This window comes from Paenibacillus sp. 203, assembly GCF_037027525.1.
GTDB lineage: Bacteria > Bacillota > Bacilli > Paenibacillales > Paenibacillaceae > Paenibacillus > Paenibacillus polymyxa_B.
On record NZ_JAXCHD010000004.1, the window covers coordinates 99,968 to 125,338 of the forward strand.

The window sequence follows — 25,371 nt, forward strand, 5'->3', positions numbered from 1 at the left end:
ATGGCTCATTTGCCGTAGCATTTTTGAATTGTATACTTTGAGGCAACATCTTTCAAAACATAAACTATAGTGGAGTGAAAAAAGTATGTGGGATTGGGATTATCTGATTCGGGTCATGTTTGCAGGATTATGCGGCGCGTTAATCGGTTATGAGCGCAAAAGTCGGATGAAGGAGGCGGGCATTCGCACGCATTTCATTGTTGGTATTGGCGCAGCGCTCATGATGGTGGTATCCAAATATGGTTTTCAGGATCAAGCCGTCTGGTCTAACCTGTCGCTGGACCCTTCCAGAATAGCAGCACAGGTTATAAGTGGAGTGGGCTTTATCGGCGCAGGGATGATTTTTACACAAAAAAATAGAATTAAAGGACTGACCACTGCCGCAGGCATCTGGACTACCGCCGGAATCGGTATTGCCGTAGGTGCAGGGATGTATGGGCTTGGTGCAGGCGTAACGTTGTTTATTTTAGCGGCTCAGTCCTTGCTCCATAGTCGTTTTTATCAGATGGCTACCCCGTCCACGCAACAAGTAGTTGTTCAGGTCAACAATGAGCCGGGCGTACTGAATCGGATCAAAGAACTGCTGAAGCACAAGAAGCTGACGATTCACAGCTTTCACGTCGAGCGCATCAATAACGGTGAGCAGTTGGTTATTCATATGCTTTTAAAGCTGTCCCGGTCGGAGGGAGTGGAGGAACTGCTGTCACTGCTTCAAGAGATGGAAGGTATTCGTTCAGTCGAGACCAAGTCCAATTAGACGAATTTACTGCTCATACAGTAGCTTTTTTGTCGAACGCTGACGGCTTTTATAACGAAAAAAAACTTTAGAAATAATGATTGAAAACGCTTCCTTTTGTGTATATACTCTTACTACATCATAGAGGCAGCAGCTTAGAGAGCATCAAGGGATAAGCAAAAACGACCTCATGCGTATGCACAAGGTCGTTGCTGTTATCCCGATTTGAAAGACTGATTTGAATGTCTTACTTTACTTTGACTGGAGCTGGATATTTTTTACCCAGCGTATCCACAGTGACTTTTTTCATCGTAGCCGGTTGGATCGGTTTGTCATTGCTATCCCGTTTGGAATTGACGATAGCATCGACTACATCCAACCCGGACGTTACTTTACCGAAAGCGGCATATTGACCGTCGAGGTAGTCCGCATCGGCAACCATGATGAAAAATTGCGATCCGGCCGAATCCAGATCCGCTGAGCGGGCCATGGATAATACGCCACGTGTATGTTTGAGTGTATTGTTAACACCATTGCTCTTGAATTCGCCTTTGATACTGTAGCCGGGGCCACCTGTACCGTTACCTTGCGGATCACCACCCTGAATCATAAAGCCTGGGATAACACGGTGGAAAATGGTACCGTTATAGGCTCCCTTTTGCACCAAAGAAATGAAATTGTTAACCGTGTTCGGTGCTACTTCCGGATACAGCTCTAGCTTAATTTTCTTGCCATCATTCATGACAATCGTGACAATCGGATGGGAAACAGCCTTGTTCTTGTCTTTAGTCGCAGCAGGAGTTGTAGTGCTTGTTCGGCTGGCAGCTTCCACATCGGCCGCTTTTGTACCGCATCCAGCAACCAGCACGAGCATGATGGCCAGTAGGCACAGCGTGTACCATGGGCGTATCGTTTTTCGGTTCATTGATATTCCTCCTGAAAGGTTGGATGGTGTAACATCCTAATTTTAAAGTTTGGGGGCAGCGCAGAACACTTTTCCATTTTCTATCATACCTTTTTTGCTGGGGATAAGGAAATACGGGTTTGAAAGCCGTATTCTTGACCCATACTGCTGCTATTCCCAAGGAAAGGGGCAGGATCATGATGGAGGTAGACAAAAAGCTGGCGAAAGGTCTCATATGGGGTATGGCGTTCAGTCTGCCGGTTTGGGTAGGGGTGCTGTACTCAGTACAACATATTCGTGACTGGCTATAACATAAAGCGTAAAGATAGGCCAAAACCGTTATGGTTTTGGCTTATTTGTATTTGTGCCAGTCCAAATTGCTGTTATTCAGCAGATGCTCAAAGTTGTTATCCAGCTTCTTCTGTTCAGCTTTTTTTGCTTCGACGGCACGCTGCCGTTCGTCTTCTTTACGCTTGTCCTGTTCTGCTTGGGCTTCATTGGCTTGAGCCTTAAGTTTATTCAGCACATCCTGACTCAACAGATCCTTTAACGTAGCAGGTTTGTCCTGAGCCGCAGGAGCAGGGGAAGACGAATTTCTCTTCTTAGCCATGTCATCAACTCCATTCCATTCGATTATATCAGCTTCTTCACGGTTGTTCCACGATTGAAGGATGAGGGGGCGGTAGACTTTTCTAATTTAGAGGGTAATAATGGAATGAGCAGAAGGGACGTGTGGCATCATGCATCTATATTGGAAGCGAAATCTGGTCATTTTGTGGATTGGAGTATTGTTTTGCAGCATGGCCTATTCCGTGTCTATTCCGTTTTTACCTATATTTCTGAATACGGAAATGGGTGTAAATGATCATCTGGAACTGTGGTCGGGGATTGCCTTTGGAGTCACTTTTTTAGCCAGCGCGCTGATTGCCCCATTTTGGGGTTCGCTTGCGGATAAGTATGGACGTAAGCCGATGCTGATTCGTTCAGGCTTTAGCCTGGCGGTGTTGTACCTGATATGTGCTTTGGTGACAGATCCATATGTGTTCGTAGGAGTACGGTTGTTTCAAGGCCTACTATCCGGGTTTATTCCTGCTGCGATTGCGCTGGTCGGAACAGGTTCGCCTGAGGAGAAAACCGGCTATGCACTCGGTATTATGGCGACCGCTGGGGCAACAGGCAGCATTATAGGTCCGTTAATTGGCGGTGTGGTGAGCCATTATTATGGCAATCGGAATGCCTTTTTTTTCTCAGCGGCTCTTGTACTGGTATCTGCGTTAATTGCGACCTTTGGCGCTAGAGAGGACAGCTTCAAGGGAACCAGTACCCGCTCGCATGTTCGTGATGATATCAAGGAGGCTATTGCTAATCGGCCTTTGTGCTTTTTGCTTATTCTGGCGGGATTAAGTACCTTTTCCGTCATGATCTTGGAACCGTTAATTACGGTGTATGTGCTTGAAATGGGAGTTGACCGTAGCCAGGCGTCTTTAAGTTCCGGGATTGTATTCTCAGCCGTAGGCATCGCGGCGGTGCTGATGGCTCCCCGATGGGGACGGATTGGAGGACGGACCGGATTTGCACACGTGCTGCTGATTGGGCTGATCGGTTCGGGAATCGGGAATATCTTACAATTTTTTATAACCAACTTTGTTGGTTTTGGTGCACTTCGGTTTGGATATGGATTGTTTTATGCGTCCGTCATGCCTGCTATCAACGCGATGACTGTGGAGGTCACCAAGCCGGAGTTTCGCGGACGAGCCTTTAGCTTGAGCCAATCAGCCACTCAACTCGCGACAATGGCAGGGCCGTTGATTGGCGGCATGCTTGGCAGCTGGATGCCGATCCGCTGGATCTTTGTGTTAAACGGTGGCATACTGCTGCTTGCAGCGTTGTTGCTAGGGGTGAAGGGGAAAAACGTGTTCCCGGTTTCAGCCAAGAAGAACGTCACGGATCAGGATATTCATTCTGCCGGATAAGCGAATCACACAGGATTGTCGAAGAGGACAACCTTAGAGCTCATAGAGCAGGTCTTTTTTTGTGTTATTAGATAATTATCCCAAACCTTTACTTTTAGTATACTTATTCATAACCCTCTACACTGATAATATGACAAGGAGGGATATATTATGATAAGAGACGACATTTTGTGTCAACAGCTTGAGAAAGCTCGTCAAAAGCTGTATATTTTGCAAGCAAAACATGGTTTTAATCATGCCAGTGTGCTCAGACAGTCTGTAATTATGGATAACCTCATCAATCAATATAACCACCTTTTTTATATAAAAGAAAAAAAGCCAACTGCATAAATGGAAGCGATGGGCGAGAAACTTTTGGTGAGGTCACTCGCCCTATATTGTAGCGCTGATACTTATAACAACGATGCTTGTCTTAACTTTTATAACTAGTGTGCAATCTTTCATTTTAGGTACGATTTGTTTGATGTGCACTCAGTAAAACACCGATAATAACGACCAAACCGCCAATGATTTGGCGCCATGTAATCGTTTCTTGCAAAAGCAACACAGAAAATAAGACTCCAAATATCGGAACCAAATTCATCAGAGAAACGGAACTACTCGGTGACAGCTTGATTAATCCGTAATTGTAGAGCAAAAATGCGATAACGGAGCAGAATACACCCAGATATACTAACAACATAAACGATCCGGTTGTCGGAACCTGCCAACGATCCTTTTCTAATAGAGCCAACGGTATGAAAAAGATACTCCCTGCAACGGTTTGATAAAAAGATAACGTCAAAGGCGGATATTTGTCCACAACCTTGCGCGTCATGAAAGTGTAAAACGCCCACGCAAAACCCGTCCCGATTAATATTAAATTTCCGATTAGTTGATTCTTACTATCCGAACTTTCGCCAACTGAAGTCAAGAAATATACCCCGATCATGGCCAGTGCTATGCCGCAAATTTTATATTTGGATATTTTCACTTTATACAAAATAAGTTCAAGCAGCGACGTAATTGCGGGATATGATGCAACAATTAATGCTGCGTTGGAAGCGGTAGTCAGGCTAACCCCTATATTCTCCATTGAAAAGTAGAGAGTGATCCCCAAAACACCACTAAACGAAATCGTAGCCAAATCTTTTGGCTTTACTTTGACATGTTCTTTTTTAATCAGCAAAACGATACCTAGCACAACGGAAGCTATAATAAATCTGGATAGACCCAAGGTAAGAGGGGGAAACGTCGTGTAGGCTGCTTTGGTGGCAATAAACGATGTACTCCAGATCAATAGGGCTAGAATCGTAGAACCGTAGTAAATGCGGTTGCTTTCGCTGTGATGAGCTATGACTTTGTTCAAGTTAAATCCTCCCTGAGGTAATTCCCTGTGAAATATAATAGTTGCTACTAAAGTGACTACTATAAAAACGTTACTAAAAAGATAGTGTGTATATCAGTTTTTGTCAAGGGGAAGTGATATAGTAAGGATGAACACGAATTGAGGAGAAGACGTCATGAAACCAAAACCAAATATATTAGAAATTCTACGAGATTTGAATTTTAGTGAATATGAAGCCAAGGCTTATGTGACCTTATTGGAAAGCTCTCCACTTTCGGGATACGCCGTTTCATTGAATTCCGGGGTACCGAGATCCAAAATTTACGAGGTTTTGTCTGGAATGGTTAACCGTGGGGATATCATGGTCAGTCAAGAAAATACGCCTCTGTATGTGCCGCTTCCGCCACATGAATTGATTGCCCAGAGAAAACGCAAAGCAGAGCAGATTTTCAATGTGGCGCAAGAGAGTTTGGAGCAGTACACAGCATCATTTCAAAATAGAGAGAATATTTGGAATATTTCGGGGTATGAAGCCATTATCAATCGCATAAATGAAGGGGTAAAGGGAGCAAAACACCGAATTTTATTAGAAATTTGGAAAGAGGATGCCGAGGTGTTCCGAGATGCCTTAGAGCAAGTCGCTCAACAAGGAATTGAAGTGATCATTGTAGCGTATGGGGAGCTTAACTTTGATTTCGCTACTGTTTACCGCCATGATATGAGTGAGGAGATTACGTCTGAAATTGGTGGTCGGTGGATTGTACTTAGCATAGACGACCGGGAGGTCGTAGCTGGCATACTTTCACTTGGTGATGACAGCCGCGCTGCATGGACGTTGCATCCGGGGCTGGTGATGCCGATTACTGAAGTGATTATTCATGATATTTATATCATGGAAATCCTATATGAGTTCCGTGAACAATTAGAGGAGAAATTCGGCCCTAATCTAATTCATCTTCGCAATAAATTTGCTATGGGTCCGAATGGCAAAGGATATTATATTCCTTTGACTGAAAAAAGCATTAAACGTGTATAGAGATTGTCCGAGGTTCGATGTGCAAAAATAAACAGGCCCATGGAGTGTTATTCCATGAGCCTAATTTTATTGATGTTGTGTTCTATTATTTTACGGTTATAATCACACGTTGATAATGCTTTAAAGGATGTTTACCATTGTCCTGTACCTCTGCGATGATATGAATCGTATTTCCAGACTTAGCATCTGCAGGAACTGTGAAACTTGCTGTATTTGTGTCACTTCCTTGCAAGTCAATCGTGTTTACTTTCTCGCCTTTAGCTACTTCTCGATTAAGCCCAAGCTGCATTTCTCCCAGCAATTCAGGTTTAACTTGTGCGGGTTTTACTTTGGAATCTTCATACGTGTCGGCTTCAAAATATCTCCACCATTTGTAAGTCAATTGATCACCGTCTGGATCTGCACCTTCTGCATGCAGGGTTATTTTCTCCCCTAGACTAGCCGTTAGGTCTATTCCTTCTTTAATGGTCAATGTTGGATTATGGTTGGCATCTTTGTAGTCGGATGCAATAGCCCAATCTGCACGAGCAGCAAAGTCATTTTGAATATCATCAAACCAACGCATCAAAGAATATTCTGCTTCGAATTTTTTCGTATGCACATCATAATCTAACACAGTATTTCTAAACAATTTATCGTTAACGACACTGAAACGACCTCCCCAGCCACCATAGGTTGGGTTTTCCATACTCCGCAATCCGTTATCAATTAAATAGAAGAAGGATGGAGAATCACCTTCAGAAATAAAGTCATACTTGTCGTATTGTGGATTTTTCTTTAAGTAGGCTTCACTGCCTCTTTGTTCTTCATCCAACTCGCCTTTGATGATATTGCCATCGCCCATCAAGGCATACATATTGAGCAATTTGCCATGACTCTCTTTAATATTTTTGAAATTCCATTCCCCGTGCAACTTGCTGTTTACTTCTTCTGTGTGCATTTTCCAAGCATAAGCGAAATGCCAGAAGTTAGATTGATCATTAATAATTCTGATGTCAGGCCAATTTTTAGCGATGTAATTATTGTAGCTATCGTCCTGGTCAAGAATGATGTACAGTACGAGTTTATCACTTACTTTTTTTTGAATCGTTTCCCATTGATCTGTATTTTTATATTCGTCTTCAATGGACTTTAGAGCTCTGGCCGTGGTATTGGTTCCACCCCAAGTTTGTACGTATAAATCTCTTTTGTCATCGTCCAGGAAAAGCGTTTTAAGGAAATTGGAGCCTTCCGTTTCTTTGTCCATTTCACCTTTATTTGAAATGTTACCTATTTTGGTAACGCTCTTGATATATTCAGGCTTTGGATATCCCTCGGCATGTTTGATTAAGTTGGGATAAATCTCTCCGTAGGCATCAATCATATCCGTTACCCATTGGGTTCCGGTCCATCTAAATGGCTTGATACCAGCTTTTTCATCACCTGCATAATGATATACAGAGCTAGTCAGTACAATCCCGGACAAATCCATTTCATTGGAGTAAAGAAGGAAGCGAATGACAGAGTTCATATCATCTACTTCTCCATCGGTAGTGATCACCGTTCTGGCCTTGGTAGTTTTATTTTCTACTTTATTTTCCGTTTGTTTTTCTGTTGGAGCAGCGCTTTCATCTTTCACAACGGCGGGCGCCTTACCACTGCAACCACTGATGATCAGAATACATATCATGGCTAATAGAAAAATGCTTAACCCTTTTCTTTCTCTCATTTCTGTTCCCCTCTCTGAACGTTCCTATGATGTTTTTTGTGGATTATAACCATGTAGGTATTCTTTTTATTCAAGAATTAGGCATAAAAAAAACCTAAACATATATATGTCTCAACAAAAGTCGAGCATATATACATTTAGGTTTTGCCTGCATGATCAGTCACAATCCTGATCCAATTTCACATCATTATCTGAGGAAATGAAAGCGGTTTATGAATGCCGGCATAAAATTAGTTTTACGCTTTGAATAAACCGGATTCTTTGACTTCAGACAGGAAGTTGTGGAACTCAGGAATGTTCAGCTGTTGCTGAGCATCGGACAAAGCGACTGCCGGGTTCGGGTGAACTTCCACCATGATACCGTCAGCTCCAGCAGCTAGGGCAGCTTTGGCGCAAGGGGCCAGGATGTCCTTACGTCCTGTAGAGTGAGTCACGTCCACCAATACAGGCAGATGGCTTTCCTTTTTCAAAATCGGAACAGCGGAAATATCCAGCGTGTTACGCGTCCATTTTTCGTACGTACGAATACCGCGTTCAATCAGCATGACTTGCGTGTTACCACGGGAAACGATGTATTCAGCAGCATGAAGGAACTCTTCCATTGTGGCAGCCAGTCCGCGCTTGAGCAGAACCGGAGTTCTGGTTTCACCCGCAGCTTTGAGCAATTCAAAGTTGTGCATGTTGCGCGCACCAATTTGGATAATGTCGATGTATTGGATCGCTTCCTCCAAATGTCTTGGATCGACAATTTCACTGATTGTAGCCAGCCCGAACTCGTCGCCTACACGTTTGAGAATTTGCAGTCCTTCCACGCCCAGTCCTTGGAAATCATACGGGGACGTACGTGGTTTGAACGCACCACCACGTAGAATCGGCACACCGGCTTCCTTGAGAGCCGCACCTACTTCGCGAGTTTGCTGGTAGCTTTCCACCGAGCAGGGACCTGCGACCATAATGGAGGCTTTGCCGCCCACCAACGTATCTTTAACCTTGATAACTGTGCTATCCGGTTGATTTTTGCGGCTGACGATCAGATGTTTTTTGTGTTCTTCTTTTTGATAGTTCAAAGAAGCCTTGAAAATATTTTTGAACAGCTGGCGAATCGTAGCATCGTCAAATGGTCCACGGTTAGCCGCGATCAGCTTGTCCAGCATTTGTTGCTCGCGTACCGGATCAAAGTCAGGTACCCCTTGAGCTTCCTTCAATTTTCCAAGTTGTCCCGCCAGTTCAGCGCGTTGGGACAGCAACTCCAGCAATTGCAAATTTGTAGCATCGAGCTGTTCACGCAGCAGCTCCAAAGAACTTTCATTTGTAGACATACAGTACACCCTTCCCGAATTTAAATTTGTTTTTTCTGTTAGCCCATGGACTTTTTTTGCAGAAAATAACACAAAAAGGCATTCGCCGCAAGGGACGAATGCCGTGGTACCACCCTAATTACAGAAGTATACATACGAATCGTCAACGTCGTTCAGTCGACGGCAGTAACTTCTGATCTTGATGCCCGTAACGGGGGCTTCCGGAAACCTCTACTGCGGACAAAGGAATGAATCCTTCTGTCGGTTCAAGGCTCGACTCGGGAGTGAATTTCAACGCGGGATTGCGGTACGCTCTCAGCAATTCGTACCTTTCTGTGGGAATCCGTTAAACGTCTACTTGTCTCCGTCGATGTCTTTGTTCATGGTATTCAAAAGATTTGACCTTATTTTAAACAAAGTAGGTGCAGAAGGCAAGCCCTGATTATCAGGTTCAGTTTTCGCACCGTTTTGAATCGGTTATAATGTGAACAGCAACGGGACCCCCTTGCAATCTAAAAGACGTGATGTCCGAGGAGGAATTATGAGCAAAATCAGAGTATCGGCGGTTCAATATCACCTGCATACGATTGACTCATTCGAGCAATTTGCCCTGCAATCGGAGCATTATATCAAAACAGCGGAGGAATTTGGCGCGGAATTTGTTCTGTTTCCCGAGTTTTTTACGACCCAGCTTATGTCGATTGGTGACAGTGAAGGCAAAGCTCTGACGATCAACGACCTGCCGGATTTTACGGACCGGTACCTTGAATTATTCACTTCGTTCGCACGTCGAACCGGGATGCATATTATCGGTGGCACTCATGTAGTTAGGAGAAACGAACGTTTATATAATACGGCACATTTGTTTTACCCGGATGGGCGTGTGGCCACTCAGGACAAAATTCACATTACACCGACAGAGGTGCATGAATGGAATATGGCTCCCGGTGAGGGGCTGAATGTGTTTGAGACGTCCAAGGGCACCATAGCGATGCTGACCTGCTATGATATTGAATTTCCCGAAATCGTTCGCATGGCGAAGACTAAGGGAGCAGATATTATTTTCTGTCCTTCCTGTACGGACGATCGTCACGGATTTTACCGGGTACGGTATACAAGCCACGCCAGAGCGGTTGAAAATCAGGTGTATGTCGTTTTAACGGGGACTGTCGGCGCTTTGTCTACGGTTGATTTTATGCGTGCCAATTATGGACAAGCCGCAGTCATTACCCCCAATGACATTCCTTTTCCGCCACGCGGCATTATGGTGGAGGGTGAACTGAACAACGATATGATTGTGACAGCAGATCTCGATTTGCAGCTGTTGTACGATGTGCGCGAGCGGGGCTCGGTTACAACCTGGCGTGACCGTAGAACAGATTTATACACAGACTGGAGCTAATGAAAGGAAATAAGCCATGTATCGCAAAGAATGGTTCATCTTTGACGGCGATCGACCGCTACGGGCGGTGATTCGTAATTATTCTACAGCCGATTATGAGGGGTTGCTGCGAATTCAGCAGGAGAGCTTCCCCCCACCTTATCCGCAGGAGCTGTTATGGAGCCGGGAGCAGATTGCCAGCCAGACAGAGCATTTTGCAGATGGAGCGCTGTGTGTGGAAATTGAGGGGGAACTGGCGGGTTCGGTAACCAGCCTACTGATGCATTATAACCCCGAACATCCCCAGCATACATGGGATGAAGTAGCGGATGACGGTTATATTCGTACGCACTGTGAGGACGGCAAGGCGCTGTATGTGATTGATTTGGCGGTACGTCCTGCTTACCGCAGATTGGGTCTGGGCAAATGGCTGATTTTTTCCTTATATCATCTTGTGATTGAACGGAGACTGGATCGTTTGCTGGGCGCGGGGCGTATGCCTGGTTATCAGCATCATGCCGACCAATTGAGCGCAGAAGCGTATGTGGATGCCGTAGTGTCTGGTGAGCTGAAGGACCCGGTATTAACTTTTCTGCTTCGTTGCGGACGGGTGCCCGTTTGTATCCTGCCGAATTATTTGGATGATGAACAATCGCGTAATTATGCTGCCCTCATGGAATGGCGAAATCCGTTTCATACCCATCACTAATTGTAGAGGAGCGTGTCCTATCCTATGGAATATCATCGCATTACTCATATTGAAGACCCCTTGTTTGCGAGCATGCATCAGCTAATGCAGAGAGTATTTCCACCAGAGGAAGTGCTAGAGTACAGTCTGTGGAAGGAACCGCTGGAAGACCCGGGTATTCGTGTCTTTGTTGCGGTACAGGATGATAAGGTAGTTGGTGCAACAGAGTATCGTTATTATGAGGACTTTAATGTAGCTATGACAGATTTTACGATCATCGGACAATCGGGACTGGGCATTGGCCGTTTTCTTTGGACACGACGCCAGAATGACTTGCACGCGCTTGCTCAGGCCAGCGGACAGCAGTTGCTGGGTATGTTTGCTGAAATCTATGACCCTTACCGTGGCAACGAGCATCCCTTTGGTGGTGTCAAGCCAATGGACCCGTACGTGCGACGTGAGGTGCTATCTCATCTGGGCTATAAGCGTTTGGATCTGTACTACGTACATCCGTCCTGGAATAACGATGGTGTAGCAGTAGAAGGGCTGAATTTAGGCTTTATGCCTGAGGATGATAGCATGGAAGAAGTGAGCGCCAAATTGGTGGCAGCTTTCCTACGTCGTTACTATACAGTATTGCCGAACAAGCCTGCTGTCTGGAACGAAATGATAGATGAATTGGAAGCCAAATCGACAGTAGCATTGCTGCCATTGTAAACATGTGAAGTTCAAAAGGGTGCACTCAAGCCATGTGTATCATTTGTGTGGCTTGGGTAGCACTCTTTTTGCATTCTCTATCTGTCCTTTCATTTTCCTTGATCTCTGGGTTCGGGCTTCGCAGATGCGACTCCTCGTGGGTTATCTTCGGCCGAGATATCATCTGTAATTGTCTTGTCCGCAGACCTGCGGTCATCCTCTTCCACGGGATTCAAGGCTTTGTAGCGCTTATACTCCATATCGGCTTGAGACATCGGATCTTTATACATAGGAGATCAGTCAACTCCTTTCGGTTATACACTTCATTACCCGCATAGCAGAATGGGTAACCGTTTTCTTTCACCCGATAAAATGAAGTGTTTAATCCAGCATATCGTCGCTGTCCAGTTGCTCTTCTTCGTCCCCATCGGTACCATTCAGCAAATCGGTACCATGCAGGAATTCGGCAGGAGCAGAAGGATCAACAGGACTGTTCGGTGTCAGTTCATCGGCATCTGGGACGTCTTCGAGAGGAGTATCTGGGCCCTCGGTTAGATTCTCCCAGTTGGTTTCTGCATTTTGCAGAGAAGGCTCAAAATCATTGTCATGTAGCTCATTAACTCGATCATCACGATTGGCCATGTTGCTCAGCTCCTTTACTTTTTGTTGCTTATTCCGACCTTACCCAAACAGTAGAACGGCTAAACCTTGAGTTAGTGTGTCTGTAGGAAGTTAAAATCATGCGAATAGGGATATGCCCATTCTCAATTAGCGTTTTTTTGGTAACTGCTGTGATATGATAAAGAGGATAGGGAGGGATATGAATTGGAATGGTACATGTTTGGTCCGATGATTAGTCGTATCCGAGTAGGTCAAAAGGCATCTACCCCGGGATTTCCCCGTACCCTCATTCGGCGCCCGGAAGGCTTATACTGGACAGATGGCGGACAGGCTGGAAAAATAGTAGAAATACGTGATTATTTATTTTCCGATATTTGGACGATCTATGAGGATGAAGATTGTGAACCATGGTTGGGGCTTAGAGAGCAGAAGGAGCGGCGCGAACAGGAAATGATCATTAATCAATATGAAGATTTTACAAAAAATGAGTAAAAAGAACATGATACCCTACTAATGAAGAAGGTATGCACATCATCGTATAGAATAATATAATTTCAGGACGTAAAAAATGTTAAAACGTATACAAACTTGTAAATCCTACTATGTAACTTTGAGGTGCTTAATATGAGGCATGTGCCCAAAGCTGTCGCCACCCTGCTAGCGGTCATTGTGTTGTTGTCGCTGGGCTACTCCGCCTATGCGGCCAAAATGACCCCGGAAAGGGATTATAAGATACCCTCCTGGGATATGAGATGGGGAGCGGTAAACGAGGATGGCTCTTTAGATGAGGTAAAGGATTCCAGTAAGGTCTGGATGCATATTGAAAATGATACACAACTGCTTAGGCAGCCCGGTAATATAGGCTCTGCCTGGATTCGTATTAAGTTACCTTCGCTAAATGATGAAACGCCAGCGGTACTTTTTGAAAATATTTATGGCAGGCATATTACGCTGTATAAAGATGGGACCAATTTTTACGAATCCTACCGTGGGTACAATTATGAGAATAATCGTATTCTGATTCCGCTGAAGCCGGAAGACAGCGGTAAAACATTATACATATGGACGGAAAGCAGTAAGAATAGACTGGGCATTATCGGCAATGTGATGACCGGTGATTATCGTGATTTGTTAGGGACCTTGGTCAGAATGGATGTTTTAGATATTGTACTGGGCAGTACGTTTATCTTTATGGCACTAGTACTACTGATCTGCTCATTTTTCATGTTCCGTCCGAGTATGGCTATGTGGCTGTCCCTAAGTGCGATAGTATTGTCTATTGGTCTGATGATCGTAACGTATTCACCATTCTTGTATACATTCTATCGCGGCTATGGCAAGCTGTACTTACAACTTTTTGATGTGGCACTATTTATTCTGCTGCCTTCATTAGCCTTCTTTTTTGAACAAAATATCAATTCGATTATACTGATTCGCAAATTCAGAAAGTTGTTAACCGCATACTCTTTGTTATGCTTTACCCTGATGATTGTGAATTTAGGAGCACAGGAGCGGTTGAACGATATATATTATTTTTTTAGTGTAGTCATCTTGGGTATATTACTCGTCGCCTTAATGATACTGCTGGTATTTGCTTCGGTTCGCATGGCACTTAAAGGTGATCACGAAGCGATCATTTTATCGACAGGCTTTGCATTTTTTGCAGTCATCTCTATCGGGGAACTGAGCTGGTTCTTCATTCTGGACGGACACTACAATATGTTTTTGTGGAAATGGGGCGTGTTCGGTTTTGTACTGGCGTTGATCGCGATTTTGGGCAGAAGGCTGGCAGAAAAGCACAAGCAGGTGGTTCGGTACTCCAGGGAACTGGAGATGTTCAATAATGAGCTTCAACGTTCGGAGAAAATGGAGATTATTAGCGATTTGGCTGCATCTGTAGCTCATGAGGTACGTAATCCCCTTCAGGTTACACGTGGATTTCTTCAGTTGATGAGCAAGCAGGAGGATGGTAAAAATAAAGACTATCTACATATCGCTCTGGAGGAACTGGATCGAGCCTCCGCGATTATTACTGATTTTCTGACTTTTGCCAAGCCAGAATTTGACCAAACCAAAACGTTGACCATATTGAATGAATTCAAACATATTGAAGGAATCATCAGTCCAATGGCTAATTTGCAAGGTGGAAAAATTTCACTGGATATTCCCCAGGAAATCAAAGTGCGCGGGAATTCCTCCAAGTTCAAGCAAGCGTTCATCAATATCATCAAAAACAGCATTGAAGCGCTGCGAGATCAGGGTCATATTCATATATGGGCTTATGTGGACAACGGAGAAGCTGTCATTCATATTCGGGATAATGGTGAAGGGATGGATGCTCAGACTTTATCCAGACTAGGGGAGCCTTATTTCTCGAATAAGACAAAAGGCACGGGTTTGGGGATGATGGTGACTTTTCGGATTATTGAAACGATGAATGGCAAAATAACCTTTACAAGTTCAAAAGGGGTGGGAACAGAAGCGACCATCCGCTTCCCCGTAGCCGGATAATATCCGGCTTTTTTGCATTCGGAGAAAACGGAGGGAAACTTGCTGAGCCCACCCACATGAGAGTAAGGAATATAGATTAAATAAGCATTAACAACTAATTTACCACATCGAGCGAGGTTTCTGGGATGCAGCAAGCACGCCGGAGGGGTCTGGAGGAATTACCAGAAAAAACTGATCAGGCGTTTCCTCTAACGTTTTGATTTGGATATGATCGGGGATCACGACTCCTAACACATCACGAATTGCAGATTTGGGATCTGTCATCAGTTTCTCTCTGAAACTGGCATCCTCCCAAGCTTTTTGAATGACTTGTGTTTGAAGAACTTCTGTAGCCATCAAAAATCACCCTCTCATTCAATTGGTTATATTTACCTAGTCAGTATACCACGAAAGGCTCAGAAAAATCTAGCATTATTTCATATTTTTGGAGAGCCAGTAGTCAAGTCCGCCTCTTCTCAAATGCGAGCGTCCGCCTTCAATTTCCGCCGCCACTTCGCCCAGTTCTGCTGCGATAGAATGTGCAAAGCTACGTAGGCCATGGATAGAAGGCTCCAGGGTCTCTAACTGTTGGACTGCTTGATCGGCAATGTTCACATAGCTGGCGAGCGCACCGCGTACATAAATTGCTTCCTGAATCTGTTTGGGTCCCAATCCTTCACAGTAAGCTGTCTTTTGCTCAGCACTGATATGGGACAAAAGACAGTTATAGCTATGTTCGACCAAATCTTCTGCCCAATCCGCCCAATCATCCGACATTTGAAGTACGAGTAGCGCCAAGTCTGTCATATTTGTAATGATCTGGATCAGATCGGCACGGCCTGCGAGCAGTAAAGCACCCGTTCCGGCCATTTTTAATGGACTTGCTTTCAGCGCGACCTTATTTCTTTCTCCTTGAAAATAGTCCTCTGTTCCTTCGGATATCACACTAACGGCCCATTCATCAACATACGTTCGGGCATATGACCAAAAAGGAGAGGTTGCCGGAAAAAGGTCCCGATACACGCTTATACACTCGGTATAGAAGAGCTGGCTTAAGGCGAGTTGCGTTTTACGGTTGTCTGCTGCTGTGTCCATCACATCATCTTGAATTAAATAGTGAGCCATGACGAACACGTTGCCAAGTGACAGCTTGCGGCATGTTTCGGGGGAGAGTCCGGTGAGTTCTTGCAGCCAAAATGGAAGCAAATAGCATATGTAATTACGCGTGCTGTCTTCCCGCAACGGATTAAAACGCGCCAGAAAGTCCAAACCCTCCTGCTGAAAGGGAGCTGGAAACGTGGACGTCCGTTCCTCTGCTTGACGAAATACTTTTTCCAATTCGTCTTTGTATGCAAAATACCATTCCATCGCCATCACCTGCATCTCTTATGAATATTTTTATAGCGATTTCTAGTTGTTACCCGCCATTATACAACAGATTGCAATTTTCAAGATTTTGTTATTTTTACATTGAGAATGTTGTAAAAAGGATGTCGACAAAAATCCCGGCTGGGAAGATCCCGCCGGGATTTTGTTTTTTTAAAATTAGATGATCTCTAAATAGTCAATATAAGCATCCCATGTCCCATCATCGGCTGTTACAACAAGCTCAATCTCTTGATTTCCGGTTCCATGGCTGACATTGTTTAAAGTATAGACCGCAGGACTGCTCCCGCCGTAGTAGAAGGTACCCTTCGTTTGTCCACCAATTTTCAAGTCAACTTTGGCCATGTTGGAATTATTTGAAGCACCACGGAGTGAAAAACTATGGGTGCCGCTGGTAAAATTCTGTGTGAATTTCACTGAATCATTGTTGGAGTATAAAGCCACTCCGTTGAACGGCGAGCTGATATTTGAAGTATACTGACCGCCTTTGGTCATATTTTCTGCTTCCACTTTTGTGCCTTTGTTTGGCGGCGTTTCGCCGTTTCCGCCATCAGGCGCTACCGCCCGGCCATTGCTTGGTGAGATCATACCAGAGCAAAGGTTACGGTTTTTGAGGTTCTGTGCAATTTGTGGAATAGCTTGGAGTGTAGTCTGGTACTGATCATGCATCAGGATCACATCGCCGTTTTTAAGTTTGCCCGCAGCAGCTACGATCTGTGCGGTGGAGGCGCCGTTCCAGTCTTGGGAGTCAACGTTCCACAATACTTCGGTAAGACCGTTTTGGGTCTCAATGGATTTGAGGGTTGCGTTGGTCTCGCCATACGGAGGACGGAACAACTTTGGTGCCGTGCCCGTAATGGACTGTATCGTTTGCTGCGTGCGTGTAATTTCCGATGACATCTGCGATGTGCTCAGTTGTGTCATATGCGGATGTGACCATGAATGATTACCGATCCACATGCCTGCTGCTTGCTGGTCACGTACAAGCGAAGGATTATTCTGCGCGTTTTGTCCAAGATTAAAGAGCGTCGCGCGTAAACCGTTTTGCTTCAGAGCACTAAGCAGCGCTTTGGTGTTAGAGGGATTGGGACCATCGTCGAAGGTTAACGCTACATAACCGCTCGAGCAATCAGCCGCAAGCGCCTGGTTGCTCGAGATCACCAGCGAGCCTGTGAATAAAGACAAGGTGATTGACATAATCGCCGTCCATTTTCCTGCTTTAGCTATAAACATGGGTCTACCTCCTAGCTATTTTAATATAGTATGGATGTTCCGATATTCCGAACCGATTCAACTCTTTACTAGATTTGAAATTTTAGTCGATCTCCAAATAGTCAATATAAGCATCCCATGTCCCGTCATCGGCTGTTACAACGAGCTCGATCTCTTGGTTTCTGGTGCCATTATTGCCGCTAATCGTAATTGTATTACTAGTTACATTGGCACTCCGACTGCTTTGGTATCCCTCTACAGTAAGTGAAGCTTCATACATCTTGTCCATGTCTTCTCACTTTTTGAAGTGCTCGCTGACCGAAATGGTTTTGCTCGTGCGTTTGGATGTCCATAAAAATAACCTTATTTTTTTGTTTCATTGGACTTTCCTCCTGTAGCCTCACTATGATGCAGTGCATTCTGTAGTAGCTTGATGCAACATGTCTTTCAAAAATAAAATTGTAAACGTTTACAATTTGATTTTATCATATTTTCCTTAATATATAACTTGAAAAATTTCAAGTTATATTGTAGAAAGTATAGTTATTCATTCTTACTCACTCTACAGGATAGGGTTCCCAAGGAGCGCGTGTAGATCGAAGGTTGGGTGTAATTGTGATAGCAATGTTCATAATTTCTTTTTCCCGTCTTATGGTTACTTAACAGGCGAAAATATGAATAAAAATAGCGGGAAAAGAAAATATTATTTTAAAAAGGATGAAAGAAGGGTCTGCAACATGAAAAAACAATGGAAATTGACCGCTGCTATCCTATATGGAGGAGTGATAATGTATGGTACTGCGGGTGCAGCAGGAGCTTCCGGGACCGAACCGGGTAATTCGTTGCAAATTCTCACTCCCAACGACTTTATCCAAGGGGCAGCCCGCCAATGGAATGTTGAACCACAGGACGACCACGGACATGGGCATGTTCACAGAAATAGGCACGGCAAAAGGCCTAGCGGCTTGAATCACCATCTCAACGAGAAAGTAGCTAGGTTGCTGGGCATCACTCCTGTACAGTTAGAGAAAGAGCTGGGACAAGGGAAGTCGTTGGCCGAGGTTGCTAAAAGCAAAGGCATCAAAGAAGATCAGCTCATTGATAAATTGAAGAATGAAATGACTATGGATCTGAAACGGCTTGTGAACCGTAAAGGCCCGATTACATTCGATCGTAAGTCCGGAGCTTCGAGTGAAGCTCAATTGAAGCGTTAGTCGGGGATACCGTGGTATATCTGCTCTTGAATAAGTCGAGGAGTAGATCGTTTGACAATAAAAAAAGGATGGTGGAAACCCATCCTTAAATTTCTAATTCCTTATCTTGTGCTATGTCATATTTAGTTACTTTACTGGTGTATTTATCTACATAATAGAATCCATAAGTTGCAATGTGATCAGGGAAATCTTCGTAAACTCTTATACAATATTTAGTTCCTTCCAAACCTTCAACCATTAAGTTTAAATTATATTTAACAGCATCCTTTTTTATTTTATCAGAAAGAATATTGAGTGCTTGATTTTCTGTAATCATCTTTTGCTGTTTACCTAAATACAGTTTATTATTAATGAGGCTGATTTGTCTGCTTTCTGCAATCCCAATATCCTTAACAGAGATATACGTGTTTCCGTTGTAAATCAAGCCAACGGCAGTGTTCTTTTTTGTACCCTCTAAAAATACATCAAACTTTTTCACAACAGCATTTACGCTTGTTCCAGATGCAGCCATTGCGGTTGCACCAGTAATCATCATACCAATGGTTAAGCCCACTAATAGCCCCTTTAATTTGTCATTCATTTTAATTACCCCTCTTATGTATGCTAATTCCCTCACTATAGTATCCTAAATATCACCATACATAAAGTGATTGTTGTGGGGGGAGCAGAAGAGTCAACTATCTTTAAAGAGCTTAAAAAAATCAATGGTTTCTTTTAAATCTTCATCATCCGTATAAATGTCCATCACCTTGCCTATTTCAATTGCAAAGTCCACATACTTATTTGGTTTAGCCGTAATGATATTCTTGTATATCTCCAGACCCGTTGGATGATTCACAGGATTTTTATAGGAGACACCTGCTATCTCCAGAAGTTCAGTGGCAGAACAAATGGTCGCTATCACTTTATTATCATTATTCAGTGTATTGATTAAAGCTAAAAGTTGCTTGTTCGTCTTTAATGGAGTGTTATCTCCACCAGGTATAATTAGGAGTTGAATATCCTCCGCAGACACTTCATCAAGGGCTACCGAAGGCGTAACTTTAAAATCCTCATAGGAAATCACTGGGTCTTTGGTTACACCAATCGTAACAATGTCCCCTTTGGTTTTCATAAAATAGGTTGCTAACATAATTTCAAAACTCACATAACCATCATAAATTAGAACATGTGATTTCATTTATACACCACTCCAACATTTAATTTTGTAGCTTTGTATTCGTTAGACGTGCCTTCAGGAAGTTTACATATAGTCAGAATATATCACCTTGATAGGTTTAATTCCATAATTTACAGCAAATATAGTCTGATTGTTTTTTTGGAGTCTCTAATTTTTGTGGTCATGGGTAGGAGTGGTAATTCGTTCAGGTTTAGAAGTTGAAATAACCAGTCGCACGAAATCAACCAGCGACTGGTTATTTAGCTTTGCTAGAATAAGAGTTGAGCGATACCTATAATAGCTTTTTAAGCTGGGAAATACGACCTTGGGATACGCCGAGCCATTCAGCATATTCGCCTTGCTTGGCTGTTGGATGCTCGCGCACGAGTCTTCTTAGCTTCTCAACCAAATGTTGTGAAGACAACCGATGTGCATTTTTTTCTTTGCACGCAGGTTCCTTAATAACAGGAACAGGTAATGGACTCACACCTATATTTCCCTTCAGATCGTTTATGCATTTTTTACATAAAAATGAATCCCTGAAATAGCTTAAGTCCTGAATCGAATAGCATAAGTGACAACAGACTCCAATATACTTCCGCATACTCAACAATCCTGTCTCAACATCTAAATAAAACTCTAAGGACTCACCAGCTTGAATACCCATAGAGGTTCGCATCTCTTTAGGAATAACAATTCGACCTAACGTATCAATGGACGTGTCATACCTGTATTTTTCAAGTGATCTTCTCCTTCCATTATTCAACATCCAATGATCTCCTAAAAAAAATATAAAAATCAATAAAGTAAAAGCATTTATGTTTGTTCCAAAAGATGGTATTATCGTGAAGGAAAATCAATAATTATACTATTAGTTTCCAAACTATATTGTTTATTGAAATTGAAATTCTATGAAAATGCTGAAAGGGTGGTTTATCCATGGAAATCACACCTACGATACAGGCAGAAATTCAAACCTATTTGAAACGAAAAGGCTTAACGATGACCAAGTTTGGCCATACGATTGATTTAAATGTAGGTACAGTTAGTAGCATTGTGACTGGTAACCGATCTATTTCTGTTCACCAACTGGACAGTATTACTGCGGGAATGAATTTACCACCGGATTATTTTTACGAGCGTTATATTGAAGAATGCATTGAAGAATCTCCGCTCAACTGGAAAAAAATCAGTCCTTTCTTATACCGGTGCATTGAGCTAGGACGACTGGACTGCTTGCAGCGAGTTGTAATTTTGCTATTGGATAACCCTAATTATCAGCCATCGCTCTTTGAAGTTGCCGAAAATGTATACAAAGACGGTTACAATGAAGCAGCGGCATACCTTTACAAAAAGGTGGCTGAAAGTGAGAAGCAGCAGCATTCAGAGCGATTGGCGATCTGCCAGTATCGCTTGTTCCAAATCAATATTGGACAAGATAGAGCTATAAATCTTCAAGCTGCCATTGAATTTGCCCCTTTTGTGGATCGTTTAGACGAGATAGAGCAATTAGATGCATTAAAAGATTTGGCGAACATACATCGTTCATTGAATCATTGGGACACTGTATATGAGTTAGCTCAGGAAATGGGGCGTAGAGCAAAAATACAGTACAAATTGAATCGTGACTGTGACAAACAAAAGAAACCAAGCAGGCCGCTTTTTGTATATATTGCTTACGCAGACCTGTTGTGCGCAGCCGTTTGTCATGCTCAGGAGATTACGTACAAGGTCTTAAATACATCCAGGCTCACGCCGATTTAAGTTGGGTAAAGGAAAGTGATCCTGAAACACAACATTGGATCGGTTTGTTTCAAGGATGGGGAAAAATCAATACATGTGTAAATCGGCTGATGGCAGGTGATGCTACTGTTTTGCCGGAATACGTAGAGTATATGGAAGGCAAAGATGAAATTTTTGCCGAACTCTTAAATATCGTAGAAGCAGCCAATCGGTATAATATTGATATAGATCATATCCTGAAACACTTTGAGCCTCAAATTGCAACCTATAAGGAACCAATGTCTGCTGATATGTATACTCAGCAAGTCTTGCCTGAGGAAGCTGCGCGGTTTTGGTACAAGTTAGCTAAGTACAACCTAAATAAAGGTAGATATCCATATGGTTTCAAATGTTTAATAGACGCATTGGAAAAATCTGATAAGATAAATAATGCACAGCTCTCTCATACTTGCGCAGGTTTATTTGATCGTTTCAGAGCTTGTGCCGATCCTGAAATACTGGATCAGTACGAAAAATTGTCACAGGAGGTGTGGGAAAAAAATGATCAAAAAGATGGCTTTGCTTTTGGCAATGACTAGCTTATTGTTGGTATTCGCAGTACCAATCCAAGGCTTGCCTCAAGGTCATGGAACGATTTCTACAACTGGAATTATCGGCGGTGCATAATTCGAAAGCTTACCACTGGACCAGCTTACTGCTGGTCTTTTTTTGTATTATTTTGTAATTTTTTGGTTCAAAAAAACTTCTGAAATAGTTGGACATTCCTCCTTAAAATGAAATTCATTAGGAGGTATGCAGGATGAACAGAGATGACACGTTAACGTTAATTCAACAAATGGAAAGTGCTAGACAACACTTGCATGATCTTTACGAAGAGTATGGCTTCGGACATGCTTGTGTACTTGAACAGTCTATGCTTTTGGATGAACTGATTAATCAGTACAACCGTATGTTTCAGACCAGAAAGCAGCCTCACCATGTTTTGGATCAGATTATTAACAACGACGATGTTATGTTCAGTCCATCCTCCCCTTTCTTTTTATGCAAAACTGTGACTTCTCCCACGTAACGTTTATGATTATTCTATATAATGACTTATTTTAAAATAAAATACATATTCATGTCATAAAATGTTAATCATCTTTTTGGAGGGTGGCATACTCTGCATTCACAATAGTAGCCAGTCTGGTCGCATTAGAAACAAGTGATCATTGGCGTGGAAGACCTAGCTAACAAAAAGGCAAAGCTCCATAGAGAGCATTGCAGTTTGTGGATTATATACACATTCTTAAGAGATGTGACGCGAGCTTTAAGTGCAAGGTTAAAGGTAAGGAAGTAATAGGATGATAGAGATTGCTTCACTTCTTTTATTTGTTACAAATAAAAGAAAAAAATACCCTACATTAACTATTAGAGAGCAAATTAACTATTCTAATATCTATGTAGTCAAATTTAATGGTTTGGGTACGACTGGTAGATCCGTTAAAAGAGTTACTGCTATTGCCATGAATAATGCTGGTTCTCCTAATACATCTTTTTCATACGGATTTAACTCGCCAGCTATTTGGAATAATATGAGATTCCTAATTAATAATAGTGCTGGAACCAAGTACCCCGAAAATGTTACCAATTTGAGTGATGATGTTTGGAATCATGGTGGACGAATTGATTATGTCAAGGATTCAAATCATGTAGAGAAGTATACTTTTTACAAACAATGAATTCGATTAGAAAAGGATTGATGCGTTATGTTAAAAAAGGCAGTTAACACATTACTTTTTTCCTTAATCTTCTTTTTGGCAGTAGATCAGGCCAATGCAGCTCTCCCTAAATATTTGTATAATCTTGTGATTAAGGTCAACAATGTTGAGGTTACATCCGATGCTAATCCTTATATTGAGAGAGCGACAAATACTACTTATGTTCCCATTAGATTTGTATCAGAAAATCTAGGTGAAACTGTAAACTGGAACAGAGAAAAGCAAGAGGTTACAATCCGTTCGGAAGATGGTAAGACAGTACGCTTGACAATTGGAAGCAAAGTTGCTTATGTGAACGAACAGCAGAAAATACTGCCTAGCGCTCCTGTAATGCCGGTATCTCCTAACCGTGTCATGGTGCCACTCAGATTTGTTTCCGAAGTTATGGGTGCTATTGTAGACAGTAGTAAGAAAGATGAGACTCTGTACGTAAATATCACCAAGGCTAATTAATCATTCCGTCTTCATATTGGAGTTGATAGTAGGTTGTTTCTAGTTGAGGCCTCAATAATATCAAATGGTAAACGCATTAGTCTGGAATCCTTGTTGTATAAAAGCTTTAGGTAATATGATAATTGTTTTTAATTTAGCTTAAAGCAGGACATTCCCGAATGAATCGGGAGTGTCCTTTTTTAGTGCTGTAGCATCCCTTTTTTTATTAGCCAAGCTCCTGCGTGCTTTTGGAAGCACGTTTGGAGGAAAGGAACTGGAAACGAAAGGAATGCCAGTTCAATCGCTGTCTGCCTTTGGAGCCAACAATCCAGTTGCCGCCAGGCAGATGGGCAAAGAGCCAGCTGATGCCCAGAGAAACACTTGCCACGACGACAAACGTAATGAGCGTAGCTGTAAAATGATGATCGCCCAGTGCAAGCGGGCGGGTGTAGTAGGATATGAAGGCCAGCACGAGTGCATGAGCCAGATATCCTCCAAAAGAATAACGTCCGATCCAGTTCAACATACGGCGAAACGGCTCGGATCGTGTATCTTTTTGCAAATGGAGCAGCAGTCCGTACAATAAAAGCAACTGCGAGACAATGAGCACAAAGGTGCTTGGCTTCAAATAGGTGGAAATATTAAGATTGATCGTATCGCCCGACTGGATCAGCATCGTGTGACCCATGAGCATGAACAAACCAATAAACACAAATACATTCCACGGCAACGTCTGTTTGGCCAGTCCACGCCAGGTGTCTGTCATGTAAGCACATACTGCGCCCAGCATAAAATAGAAAAAGTACATGACAAAGTTATAGGTGCGATAATCCAGCAGAGTCTGCCAAAAGGACGGCAACCCAGTGCTCCATGCAGACATGTCATAGTAGGACCATTGTAACAGCAAAGCATAAACCGTAGCGGCAATCAGCATAATAGCCAAAACAAGCTGTTTGCGTCTTTTCGTGCTGTAACGACGTAGAAACGCTTGAACCTTCCTGGCTGCTTTTGCAAATAAAGGAAACAAAATATAAAACTGAAAGATCATCACTACAAACCATAGATGATATCCGCTGACGGGGATGATCATTTCCTCGAACATACCTTTATAAAAGTAAATATTTCCCCACTGCGCCGTTGACCAGTTTTGAGTACATACCCAATAAATAACAGTCCAGCAAAGGAAAGGAACATAAATATCTCGAAACCGCCTGCCAATATAGCGAGGATAGCCAATCGGTTTGTTGCCATTATAAAAAAGCAGCGCCGCAGACAGGAAAACGAACGTCGGTGTGCCGAAACGTGTCAAATGATACAGCATTGCGAGCATAACAGAATCTGGCTGTTGGATGTCGCTGCGATAAATATATTCGCCAATGCAATGCTGAAGCACGACAGCGAGGTAGGCAAGGCCCCGTAGTTCTGTCCACTCCGCGATACGCGGCTTGCTCATCCATATCACTCCTTTTCCGCGAGATATGCACATGTTTTCCCTAGCACAATTGTAGGTATTGTAACGTAGAAACATTAGTGCAGGATTAACGCCACCTGAAAGTAAGAAGAGTGAAGTAGTTCCAATTTAATATGATTGCGTTTACAATCAAGTA

The 25,371-nt window shown here is 43.0% G+C and carries 26 protein-coding genes, 3 pseudogenes and 1 other annotated feature; of the genes and pseudogenes, 14 read left to right on the plus strand and 15 right to left on the minus strand.

Features of this window, described 5'->3' with window-relative positions:
• Nucleotides 1-85 precede the first annotated feature (85 nt).
• On the plus strand, nt 86-757 hold the full coding sequence (locus WA407_RS09785; protein WP_254350912.1) for an MgtC/SapB family protein: 672 nt from the start codon (nt 86-88) through the stop codon (nt 755-757).
• Nucleotides 758-983: 226 nt separating this feature from the next.
• On the opposite strand, the gene WA407_RS09790 is transcribed toward WA407_RS09785, so the two are convergent.
• Together WA407_RS09790 and WA407_RS09795 are read right to left on the minus strand one after the other, a co-directional pair.
• Nucleotides 984-1,661: a peptidylprolyl isomerase gene (locus WA407_RS09790; RefSeq protein WP_069291265.1), complete on the minus strand. Its 678-nt coding sequence runs from the start codon at nt 1,659-1,661 to the stop codon at nt 984-986.
• Nucleotides 1,662-1,992: 331 nt separating this feature from the next.
• Nucleotides 1,993-2,250, minus strand: a complete 258-nt coding sequence (locus WA407_RS09795) for a YqkE family protein (RefSeq protein WP_023987317.1) — start codon at nt 2,248-2,250, stop codon at nt 1,993-1,995.
• A 130-nt stretch (nt 2,251-2,380) separates the two neighbouring features.
• On the opposite strand from WA407_RS09795, the gene WA407_RS09800 reads away from it, so the two are divergent.
• Entirely contained in the window at nt 2,381-3,613 is a 1,233-nt protein-coding gene (locus WA407_RS09800; RefSeq protein WP_061831221.1) for an MFS transporter, read from the plus strand.
• 150 nt (nt 3,614-3,763) lie between these two features.
• On the plus strand, nt 3,764-3,943 hold the full coding sequence (locus WA407_RS09805) for an aspartyl-phosphate phosphatase Spo0E family protein (RefSeq protein WP_061831220.1): 180 nt from the start codon (nt 3,764-3,766) through the stop codon (nt 3,941-3,943).
• Between the two features lie 115 nt (nt 3,944-4,058).
• On the opposite strand, the gene WA407_RS09810 is transcribed toward WA407_RS09805, so the two are convergent.
• A complete protein-coding gene (locus WA407_RS09810) occupies nt 4,059-4,961 on the minus strand; it encodes a DMT family transporter (RefSeq protein ID WP_254350914.1) in 903 nt (300 codons plus the stop codon).
• A 154-nt stretch (nt 4,962-5,115) separates the two neighbouring features.
• Between WA407_RS09810 and WA407_RS09815 the strand changes: the two genes are divergently transcribed.
• Nucleotides 5,116-5,976, plus strand: a complete 861-nt coding sequence (locus WA407_RS09815) for a TrmB family transcriptional regulator (RefSeq protein ID WP_165176560.1) — start codon at nt 5,116-5,118, stop codon at nt 5,974-5,976.
• An 85-nt stretch (nt 5,977-6,061) separates the two neighbouring features.
• Here WA407_RS09815 and WA407_RS09820 read toward each other — a convergent pair whose 3' ends face one another.
• Entirely contained in the window at nt 6,062-7,684 is a 1,623-nt protein-coding gene (locus WA407_RS09820) for a DUF1593 domain-containing protein (RefSeq protein WP_336077273.1), read from the minus strand.
• Between the two features lie 236 nt (nt 7,685-7,920).
• The gene (locus WA407_RS09825) at nt 7,921-9,003 is read right to left on the minus strand and encodes a bifunctional 3-deoxy-7-phosphoheptulonate synthase/chorismate mutase (RefSeq protein ID WP_336077274.1); all 1,083 of its coding nucleotides are present in this window, start codon (nt 9,001-9,003) and stop codon (nt 7,921-7,923) included.
• A gap of 87 nt (nt 9,004-9,090) precedes the next feature.
• Nucleotides 9,091-9,362 (minus strand) — a binding site (T-box leader).
• A 161-nt stretch (nt 9,363-9,523) separates the two neighbouring features.
• On the opposite strand from WA407_RS09825, the gene WA407_RS09830 reads away from it, so the two are divergent.
• The 3 genes from WA407_RS09830 to WA407_RS09840 are packed head-to-tail and all read left to right on the plus strand — an operon-like array spanning nt 9,524 to nt 11,768.
• Nucleotides 9,524-10,384, plus strand: a complete 861-nt coding sequence (locus tag WA407_RS09830; protein ID WP_061831216.1) for a carbon-nitrogen hydrolase family protein — start codon at nt 9,524-9,526, stop codon at nt 10,382-10,384.
• Between the two features lie 16 nt (nt 10,385-10,400).
• Nucleotides 10,401-11,072 (plus strand): GNAT family N-acetyltransferase, encoded by a 672-nt coding sequence (locus tag WA407_RS09835; RefSeq protein WP_061831215.1) that lies wholly within the window; start codon nt 10,401-10,403, stop codon nt 11,070-11,072.
• A gap of 24 nt (nt 11,073-11,096) precedes the next feature.
• Nucleotides 11,097-11,768, plus strand: a complete 672-nt coding sequence (locus tag WA407_RS09840) for a GNAT family N-acetyltransferase (protein ID WP_336077275.1) — start codon at nt 11,097-11,099, stop codon at nt 11,766-11,768.
• Between the two features lie 89 nt (nt 11,769-11,857).
• Here the strand turns inward: WA407_RS09840 and WA407_RS09845 are convergent, their stop codons facing one another.
• Both WA407_RS09845 and WA407_RS09850 read right to left on the minus strand, forming a co-directional pair.
• On the minus strand, nt 11,858-12,037 hold the full coding sequence (locus tag WA407_RS09845) for a hypothetical protein (protein ID WP_235307519.1): 180 nt from the start codon (nt 12,035-12,037) through the stop codon (nt 11,858-11,860).
• 91 nt (nt 12,038-12,128) lie between these two features.
• Nucleotides 12,129-12,389, minus strand: coding sequence for a hypothetical protein (locus WA407_RS09850; RefSeq protein ID WP_061831212.1), 261 nt, complete (start codon nt 12,387-12,389; stop codon nt 12,129-12,131).
• A 183-nt stretch (nt 12,390-12,572) separates the two neighbouring features.
• On the opposite strand from WA407_RS09850, the gene WA407_RS09855 reads away from it, so the two are divergent.
• A complete protein-coding gene (locus WA407_RS09855) occupies nt 12,573-12,860 on the plus strand; it encodes a hypothetical protein (protein ID WP_336077276.1) in 288 nt (95 codons plus the stop codon).
• A gap of 132 nt (nt 12,861-12,992) precedes the next feature.
• Nucleotides 12,993-14,879, plus strand: a complete 1,887-nt coding sequence (locus WA407_RS09860; protein WP_254329375.1) for an ATP-binding protein — start codon at nt 12,993-12,995, stop codon at nt 14,877-14,879.
• A gap of 99 nt (nt 14,880-14,978) precedes the next feature.
• Here WA407_RS09860 and WA407_RS09865 read toward each other — a convergent pair whose 3' ends face one another.
• The 4 genes and pseudogenes from WA407_RS09865 to WA407_RS26735 form a co-directional block, all read right to left on the minus strand.
• Nucleotides 14,979-15,215: an NHLP leader peptide family RiPP precursor gene (locus tag WA407_RS09865; protein ID WP_013309068.1), complete on the minus strand. Its 237-nt coding sequence runs from the start codon at nt 15,213-15,215 to the stop codon at nt 14,979-14,981.
• A 75-nt stretch (nt 15,216-15,290) separates the two neighbouring features.
• Complete coding sequence (locus WA407_RS09870) at nt 15,291-16,226, minus strand: hypothetical protein (protein ID WP_336077466.1); 936 nt, start codon at nt 16,224-16,226, stop codon at nt 15,291-15,293.
• Nucleotides 16,227-16,403: 177 nt separating this feature from the next.
• Nucleotides 16,404-17,477 (minus strand): polysaccharide deacetylase family protein, encoded by a 1,074-nt coding sequence (locus tag WA407_RS09875; RefSeq protein WP_336077277.1) that lies wholly within the window; start codon nt 17,475-17,477, stop codon nt 16,404-16,406.
• Nucleotides 17,478-17,646: 169 nt separating this feature from the next.
• Nucleotides 17,647-17,802, minus strand: a pseudogene (locus WA407_RS26735) (glycoside hydrolase family 11 protein); the annotation flags it as partial.
• Nucleotides 17,803-18,193: 391 nt separating this feature from the next.
• On the opposite strand from WA407_RS26735, the gene WA407_RS09885 reads away from it, so the two are divergent.
• Nucleotides 18,194-18,670 (plus strand): hypothetical protein, encoded by a 477-nt coding sequence (locus tag WA407_RS09885; RefSeq protein WP_336077278.1) that lies wholly within the window; start codon nt 18,194-18,196, stop codon nt 18,668-18,670.
• An 85-nt stretch (nt 18,671-18,755) separates the two neighbouring features.
• Here WA407_RS09885 and WA407_RS09890 read toward each other — a convergent pair whose 3' ends face one another.
• The 3 genes and pseudogenes from WA407_RS09890 to WA407_RS09900 form a co-directional block, all read right to left on the minus strand.
• On the minus strand, nt 18,756-19,250 hold the full coding sequence (locus WA407_RS09890; protein WP_336077279.1) for a hypothetical protein: 495 nt from the start codon (nt 19,248-19,250) through the stop codon (nt 18,756-18,758).
• 93 nt (nt 19,251-19,343) lie between these two features.
• Nucleotides 19,344-19,850: a DJ-1/PfpI family protein gene (locus WA407_RS09895; RefSeq protein WP_061831206.1), complete on the minus strand. Its 507-nt coding sequence runs from the start codon at nt 19,848-19,850 to the stop codon at nt 19,344-19,346.
• 271 nt (nt 19,851-20,121) lie between these two features.
• Nucleotides 20,122-20,570, minus strand: a pseudogene (locus tag WA407_RS09900) (AbrB/MazE/SpoVT family DNA-binding domain-containing protein).
• Nucleotides 20,571-20,768: 198 nt separating this feature from the next.
• Here WA407_RS09900 and WA407_RS09905 point away from each other — a divergent pair.
• From WA407_RS09905 to WA407_RS09920, 4 genes and pseudogenes are all read left to right on the plus strand, one after another.
• Nucleotides 20,769-22,150 (plus strand): annotated as a pseudogene (locus WA407_RS09905) (helix-turn-helix domain-containing protein).
• A 221-nt stretch (nt 22,151-22,371) separates the two neighbouring features.
• Nucleotides 22,372-22,641, plus strand: coding sequence for an aspartyl-phosphate phosphatase Spo0E family protein (locus WA407_RS09910; RefSeq protein WP_336077281.1), 270 nt, complete (start codon nt 22,372-22,374; stop codon nt 22,639-22,641).
• 274 nt (nt 22,642-22,915) lie between these two features.
• Entirely contained in the window at nt 22,916-23,293 is a 378-nt protein-coding gene (locus tag WA407_RS09915) for a hypothetical protein (RefSeq protein ID WP_336077282.1), read from the plus strand.
• Nucleotides 23,294-23,320: 27 nt separating this feature from the next.
• Entirely contained in the window at nt 23,321-23,785 is a 465-nt protein-coding gene (locus tag WA407_RS09920; RefSeq protein WP_336077283.1) for a copper amine oxidase N-terminal domain-containing protein, read from the plus strand.
• 205 nt (nt 23,786-23,990) lie between these two features.
• On the opposite strand, the gene WA407_RS09925 is transcribed toward WA407_RS09920, so the two are convergent.
• The gene (locus tag WA407_RS09925; RefSeq protein ID WP_336077284.1) at nt 23,991-25,217 is read right to left on the minus strand and encodes an acyltransferase; all 1,227 of its coding nucleotides are present in this window, start codon (nt 25,215-25,217) and stop codon (nt 23,991-23,993) included.
• Between the last annotated feature and the right edge of the window lie 154 nt (nt 25,218-25,371).

Coding starts and splice junctions, on each gene's coding strand:
- WA407_RS09785 (WP_254350912.1), top strand. CDS start 86: ATGTGGGATTGGGATTATCTGATTCGGGTCATGTTTGCAGGATTATGC.
- WA407_RS09790 (WP_069291265.1), bottom strand. CDS start 1,661: ATGAACCGAAAAACGATACGCCCATGGTACACGCTGTGCCTACTGGCC.
- WA407_RS09795 (WP_023987317.1), bottom strand. CDS start 2,250: ATGGCTAAGAAGAGAAATTCGTCTTCCCCTGCTCCTGCGGCTCAGGAC.
- WA407_RS09800 (WP_061831221.1), top strand. CDS start 2,381: ATGCATCTATATTGGAAGCGAAATCTGGTCATTTTGTGGATTGGAGTA.
- WA407_RS09805 (WP_061831220.1), top strand. CDS start 3,764: ATGATAAGAGACGACATTTTGTGTCAACAGCTTGAGAAAGCTCGTCAA.
- WA407_RS09815 (WP_165176560.1), top strand. CDS start 5,116: ATGAAACCAAAACCAAATATATTAGAAATTCTACGAGATTTGAATTTT.
- WA407_RS09820 (WP_336077273.1), bottom strand. CDS start 7,684: ATGAGAGAAAGAAAAGGGTTAAGCATTTTTCTATTAGCCATGATATGT.
- WA407_RS09825 (WP_336077274.1), bottom strand. CDS start 9,003: ATGTCTACAAATGAAAGTTCTTTGGAGCTGCTGCGTGAACAGCTCGAT.
- WA407_RS09830 (WP_061831216.1), top strand. CDS start 9,524: ATGAGCAAAATCAGAGTATCGGCGGTTCAATATCACCTGCATACGATT.
- WA407_RS09835 (WP_061831215.1), top strand. CDS start 10,401: ATGTATCGCAAAGAATGGTTCATCTTTGACGGCGATCGACCGCTACGG.
- WA407_RS09840 (WP_336077275.1), top strand. CDS start 11,097: ATGGAATATCATCGCATTACTCATATTGAAGACCCCTTGTTTGCGAGC.
- WA407_RS09845 (WP_235307519.1), bottom strand. CDS start 12,037: ATGTATAAAGATCCGATGTCTCAAGCCGATATGGAGTATAAGCGCTAC.
- WA407_RS09850 (WP_061831212.1), bottom strand. CDS start 12,389: ATGGCCAATCGTGATGATCGAGTTAATGAGCTACATGACAATGATTTT.
- WA407_RS09860 (WP_254329375.1), top strand. CDS start 12,993: ATGAGGCATGTGCCCAAAGCTGTCGCCACCCTGCTAGCGGTCATTGTG.
- WA407_RS09865 (WP_013309068.1), bottom strand. CDS start 15,215: ATGGCTACAGAAGTTCTTCAAACACAAGTCATTCAAAAAGCTTGGGAG.
- WA407_RS09870 (WP_336077466.1), bottom strand. CDS start 16,226: ATGGAATGGTATTTTGCATACAAAGACGAATTGGAAAAAGTATTTCGT.
- WA407_RS09875 (WP_336077277.1), bottom strand. CDS start 17,477: ATGTTTATAGCTAAAGCAGGAAAATGGACGGCGATTATGTCAATCACC.
- WA407_RS09885 (WP_336077278.1), top strand. CDS start 18,194: ATGAAAAAACAATGGAAATTGACCGCTGCTATCCTATATGGAGGAGTG.
- WA407_RS09890 (WP_336077279.1), bottom strand. CDS start 19,250: ATGAATGACAAATTAAAGGGGCTATTAGTGGGCTTAACCATTGGTATG.
- WA407_RS09895 (WP_061831206.1), bottom strand. CDS start 19,850: ATGAAATCACATGTTCTAATTTATGATGGTTATGTGAGTTTTGAAATT.
- WA407_RS09910 (WP_336077281.1), top strand. CDS start 22,372: ATGAACAGAGATGACACGTTAACGTTAATTCAACAAATGGAAAGTGCT.
- WA407_RS09915 (WP_336077282.1), top strand. CDS start 22,916: ATGATAGAGATTGCTTCACTTCTTTTATTTGTTACAAATAAAAGAAAA.
- WA407_RS09920 (WP_336077283.1), top strand. CDS start 23,321: ATGTTAAAAAAGGCAGTTAACACATTACTTTTTTCCTTAATCTTCTTT.
- WA407_RS09925 (WP_336077284.1), bottom strand. CDS start 25,217: ATGAGCAAGCCGCGTATCGCGGAGTGGACAGAACTACGGGGCCTTGCC.